Below are 4,640 nucleotides of genomic sequence, written 5' to 3'. Positions count from 1 at the left end.
TGGTGGTGCGCTGCCAGGCGCCGTAGGTGAGCAGCCCGCCGACCAGGGCGAGGCCCGTGCCGAGGATGGAGGTGAGCAGGGTCGGGGTCAGATCGCGGCCGTCGAACCAGTCGGGCAGGACGCGGTAGGCGAGCCCGCCGAAGGCGAGGGAGGGGATCGCGAGGACCCAGAGCACCACGGTCATGGCGAGCGGCTCGCGGGTTGGGGTCTCCCCTGCTCGGGCGGAGTTGAGAGCTTGGGGAAGATCGGGGGCCTCGGTGCCCCGGCCCCGGAAGGCCAGCAGCCACAGCCGGGCGGCGTACGCCGCGGTGAGCAGCGCGGTGACGAGGCCGGTGACGAGCACGATCCAGCCGGCCGCGGCGGGGGCGTGCCCGGTGTGGCCCCGGGTGACGTGCTCGGCGGCGGCGAGCACGGACTCCTTGGAGAAGAAGCCGCTGAACGGCGGGATCGCGGCGAGCGCGAGCAGCGCCACGGTCATCGTCCAGTAGGCGTCCGGGACCCGGTCGCGCAGGCCCCGCATGCGGGACATGGCGGCCAGCGAGTTGGTGCCGGCGGCGTGGATGACGACGCCGGCCGCGAGGAACAGCAGCGCCTTGAAGGCACCGTGCGTAAGGAGGTGGAAGACGGCGGCACCGCGGTCGCCGACGGCGAGGGCGCCGGTCATGTAGCCGAGCTGGCCCACGGTCGAGTAGGCGAGGACGCGCTTGATGTCGTCCTGGGCGAGCGCGGCGAGGGCGGAGCCGGCCATCGTGACGGCGGCCATGACGGCGAGGACCACCATCGCGGCCCGGGAGGCCTCGAACAGCGGGAGGAGACGGGCGATGAAGTAGACACCGGCGGCGACCATCGTCGCGGCGTGGATCAGCGCGGAGACGGGCGTCGGGCCCGCCATCGCGTCCGGGAGCCAGGTGTGCAGCGGGAACTGCGCCGACTTGCCCGCGACGCCCGCGAGCAGCAGCAGCGCCACCAGCGTCGGGTGGCCGATGCCGCCGCTCGTGACGGCGCCGAGGATCCGGGTGAGCCGGAACGACCCGGCGTCGCCGGCCAGCGCGAACAGGCCGATCAGGAACGGCACGTCACCGAGCTTGGTGACGAGGAAGGCCTTCAGGGAGGCGGCGCGGGCCTCGGGGGTCTCCCAGTAGTGGCCGACCAGGAAGTAGGAGCAGATGCCCATCACTTCCCAGCCGACCAGCAGCACGATCAGGTCGCCGGAGTAGACGACCAGGAGCATCGCGGAGGTGAACAGGGAGACGAGCGCGGCGTACGACGGGTAGCGCGGGTCGTGGCGCAGATAGCCGGTGGAGTAGATCTGCACGCAGGCCGCGACGCAGGCGACCAGGACGGCGACAAGCGCGGCGAAACCGTCGATGTGCAGGGCCAGCTCGATGGGCACGGACCCGGTGGGCGTCAGCTCGGTGTGGGCGTCCACGGCCGTGCCGCCGCCCTGGCGCACGGCGACCAGCACGGCCAGGACCAGCGCGGCCAGCGGCGGGAGCACGGCGAGCGGGCGGACGAACCCGGGGGCGGTGCGGCCGAGCAGCAGGCCGGCGGCGGCGCCCAGGAACGGCAGGAGGGGGACGAGGACGGCGAGGGTGGTCGTGGTCACGCGGTGGCCTCAGCCTTCTCGGCCGCGGGGTGATCGCCGTCGGGGCCTTCCGCGTCGGGGCCCTCGGCGGTGTCGCGGAGCTTGTCGATGTCGGAGGTGCCGCGGTTGCGGTACACCGCGAGCACGATGGCCAGACCGATGCCGATCTCGGCGGCGGCGACGGCGATGGTGAACAGGGTCAGTGCCTGGCCGGAGTGCAGGGTCTCCCGCGCGGTCCGGCTGAGCCACACGTCGAAGGCGACCAGGTTGAGGTTGACGGCGTTGAGCATCAGCTCGACCGACATCAGGACCAGGATCGCGTTGCGGCGGGCGAGGACGCCGTACAGGCCGGTGCAGAACAGGAGGGCGGAGAGTACGGCGGGATAGGCGAGGTGCATCAGCGGGCGCCTTCCTTCCCGGGGGCCGCGGGCAGGTCGCCGGCCTTGGCCTTGCGGGACAGCACGATCGCGCCGACCAGTGCCGCGAGCAGCAGCACGGACAGCGCCTCGAACGGCAGCACCCAGTGCCGGAACAGGCTCGCGCCGGTGACCTCGGTGGTGCCGGCGGCCGGGCCGTCCAGGTCGATCCAGGTGGTGCGGAAGGCGTCCACGACCACCCAGACCAGGGCGACGGCGGCGGCCGCCGCGACGGTCAGGGCGGCCACGCGGTTGCCGGAGTCGGCGTCCGGGGAGCGGCCGATGGGCGCCTTGGTGAGCATCAGGCCGAACAGCAGGAGGACGACGACGGAGCCGACGTAGATCAGCACCTGAACCCAGGCGATGAACTCGGCCGTGAGCAGCAGGTACTCCACGGCGAGGCCGCCGAGCGCGACCACCAGCCACAGGGCGGCGTGCACCAGCTGCCGGGTGGTGACGGTGACCAGCGCGGCGCCGAGGGTGACCAGGCCGACGAGCAGGAAGGCGATCTCGACGCCGGCCGGGGACAGGAAGCCGTGCGAGGTCTGGGCGAGCGTCACGACGTGCCCTCCCCCGGCTGTGCCTGCGCGGCGGCCAGCTTCTCGGCGGTCTTGCGGGCCGCGGCGATCTCCTTGGGCTCCTCGGCGCCGGGGTCCAGGGCGGGCGGGGCCGGCACGGTCCACATCCACTCGCGGAGCTTGTCCCGCTCGTGGGTGAGGTCGCGGATGTCGGTCTCGGCGTACTCGAAATCCGGGGACCAGAACAGCGCGTCGAAAGGACAGACCTCGATGCAGATGCCGCAGTACATGCACAGGGAGAAGTCGATCGCGAACCGGTCGAGGACGTTGCGGCTGCGCTCCCGGCCGCCGGGGGCGGCGGGCGGGACGGTCTCCTTGTGGGAGTCGATGTAGATGCACCAGTCCGGGCACTCGCGGGCGCACAGCATGCAGACCGTGCAGTTCTCCTCGAAGAGCCCGATCACCCCGCGGGTGCGGGGCGGCAGCTCGGGCAGGGCGTCCGGGTACTGCTCGGTGACGGTCTTCCTCGTCATCGTGCGCAGGGTGACGGCCAGGCCCTTGGCGAGGCCGGAGCCGGGGATGGGGGCCATTTAGGAGATCACCACCTTGACGATGCCGGTGAGGGCGATCTGGGCGAGGGAGAGGGGGACGAGGAGGGTCCAGGACAGCTTCTGGAGCTGGTCCTCGCGCAGCCGCGGGTAGGTCACGCGGAGCCAGATCACGAGGAAGGCGAGGATCGCGGTCTTCAGCAGGGTCCACACCCAGCCGAGGCCGTCGGCGCCCCACGGACCGTGCCAGCCGCCCAGGAAGAGGACGGTGGTCAGGCCGCACAGGACGACGATGCCGGCGTACTCGGCGAGCAGGAACAGGGCGAAGCGCAGACCGGTGTACTCGGTGTACGCGCCGAAGATGATCTCGGAGTCGGCGACCGGCATGTCGAACGGCGGGCGTTGCAGTTCGGCGAGTCCGGCGACGAAGAAGACGACCGCGCCGACGATCTGCCACGGCAGCCACCACCAGTGGAAGGCGTGCAGGATGCCGGGCAGGGAGACGGTGCCGGCCGCCATCGCGACGGAGGCCGCCGCCAGCAGCATCGGCAGTTCGTAGGAGAGCAGCTGGGCGGCCGTGCGCAGACCGCCGAGCAGGGAGAACTTGTTGGCGCTGGCCCAGCCGGCCATCAGCGAGCCGAGCACGCCGACGCCCATCACCGCGAGCACGAAGAACACGCCGGCGTCCAGGACCTGGCCGACGGCGCCCTCGCCCGGGCCGATCGGGATGGCGAGCAGGACGAGGAGGTACGGCAGCAGGGCCACGGCGGGGGCGAGCTGGAAGACACGGCGGTCGGCGCCCGCCGGGACCACGTCCTCCTTCTGCGCGAACTTCACGCCGTCGGCGATCAGCTGGGCCCAGCCGTGGAATCCGCCCGCGTACATCGGGCCGAGGCGGCCCTGCATGTGCGCCATCACCTTGTGCTCGGTCTGGCCGACGATCAGCGGGAAGGTCAGGAAGACGGCGAACACGACGAGGAGTCGCAGCGCGACGTCCAGCACGTCGTTCACTGCGGGCCTCCTGCGGGGTCGGGGGCGGTACCGGTACGGGGGTCGGGGTCGGTGTCGTCGGGGGTGGACGGGGTGCGGGGCGCGTGGGGGTGGCCGGGCTCGGCGACGGGGCCGGGTTCGGCTGGCTGGGCCTGATCCGGTGCCGGTCGCGATTCCGGCGCGCGCTGTGAGCCCGGGTCCGGCTGCGAGTCGGGCTCAGGCCGTGATTCCGGCTCAGGCTGTGAGTCGGGCTCAGGCCGCACTGCCGACTGCTGCTCAGGCTGCGCTGCCGACTGCTGCTCAGCCCTCGGCGCCGGCTGCCGCTCGGGCGCCGGTCGCGGCTCACCCTTCGGCTCCGGCTCCGCAGCCCGCCCCGGCTCCGACTCCGCAGCCCGCTCGGGCTCGGGTCCCCTGGTCCGTTCCGGCTCCGCAGCCCGCTCGGGTTCCAGTCCCCCGGTGCTCTCCGGCTTCTCCGTGCGCTCCGGCTGCCCGGTCCGTGCCGGTTCGGTGGTCTTTCGGGGCTCCGGCTCCGGTTCCGGCTCCGGTTCCGGCTCGTCGAAGGCCGGGCGGGCGTGGTGCCAGG

General features: G+C 72.7%; 5 protein-coding genes. All 5 read right to left on the bottom strand.

Features of this window, described 5'->3' with window-relative positions:
- A partial coding sequence (locus tag H5J33_RS24335) for an NADH-quinone oxidoreductase subunit L (protein ID WP_181797017.1) occupies window positions 1-1,606 on the bottom strand: 1,606 nt, incomplete at its 3' end.
- The gene (nuoK, locus tag H5J33_RS24330) at window positions 1,603-1,983 is read right to left on the bottom strand and encodes an NADH-quinone oxidoreductase subunit NuoK (protein WP_181797016.1); all 381 of its coding nucleotides are present in this window, start codon (window positions 1,981-1,983) and stop codon (window positions 1,603-1,605) included. The genes nuoK and H5J33_RS24335, both read right to left, overlap by 4 nt.
- Window positions 1,983-2,561, bottom strand: a complete 579-nt coding sequence (locus H5J33_RS24325; protein WP_181797015.1) for an NADH-quinone oxidoreductase subunit J — start codon at window positions 2,559-2,561, stop codon at window positions 1,983-1,985. Before H5J33_RS24325 ends, nuoK begins: the two co-directional genes overlap by 1 nt.
- A complete protein-coding gene (locus tag H5J33_RS24320) occupies window positions 2,558-3,109 on the bottom strand; it encodes an NADH-quinone oxidoreductase subunit I (RefSeq protein ID WP_181797014.1) in 552 nt (183 codons plus the stop codon). The genes H5J33_RS24325 and H5J33_RS24320 overlap by 4 nt, the downstream gene beginning before the upstream one ends.
- Complete coding sequence (locus H5J33_RS24315) at window positions 3,110-4,078, bottom strand: complex I subunit 1 family protein (protein ID WP_181797013.1); 969 nt, start codon at window positions 4,076-4,078, stop codon at window positions 3,110-3,112.
- Window positions 4,079-4,640 lie beyond the last annotated feature (562 nt).

The organism is Streptomyces sp. WELS2 (genome assembly GCF_013870595.1).
In the GTDB taxonomy this organism is placed as follows: Bacteria; Actinomycetota; Actinomycetes; order Streptomycetales; family Streptomycetaceae; genus Streptomyces.
Note: the sequence above shows the minus strand (reverse complement) of the source record. Positions and strands in the feature narration are given on the sequence as shown.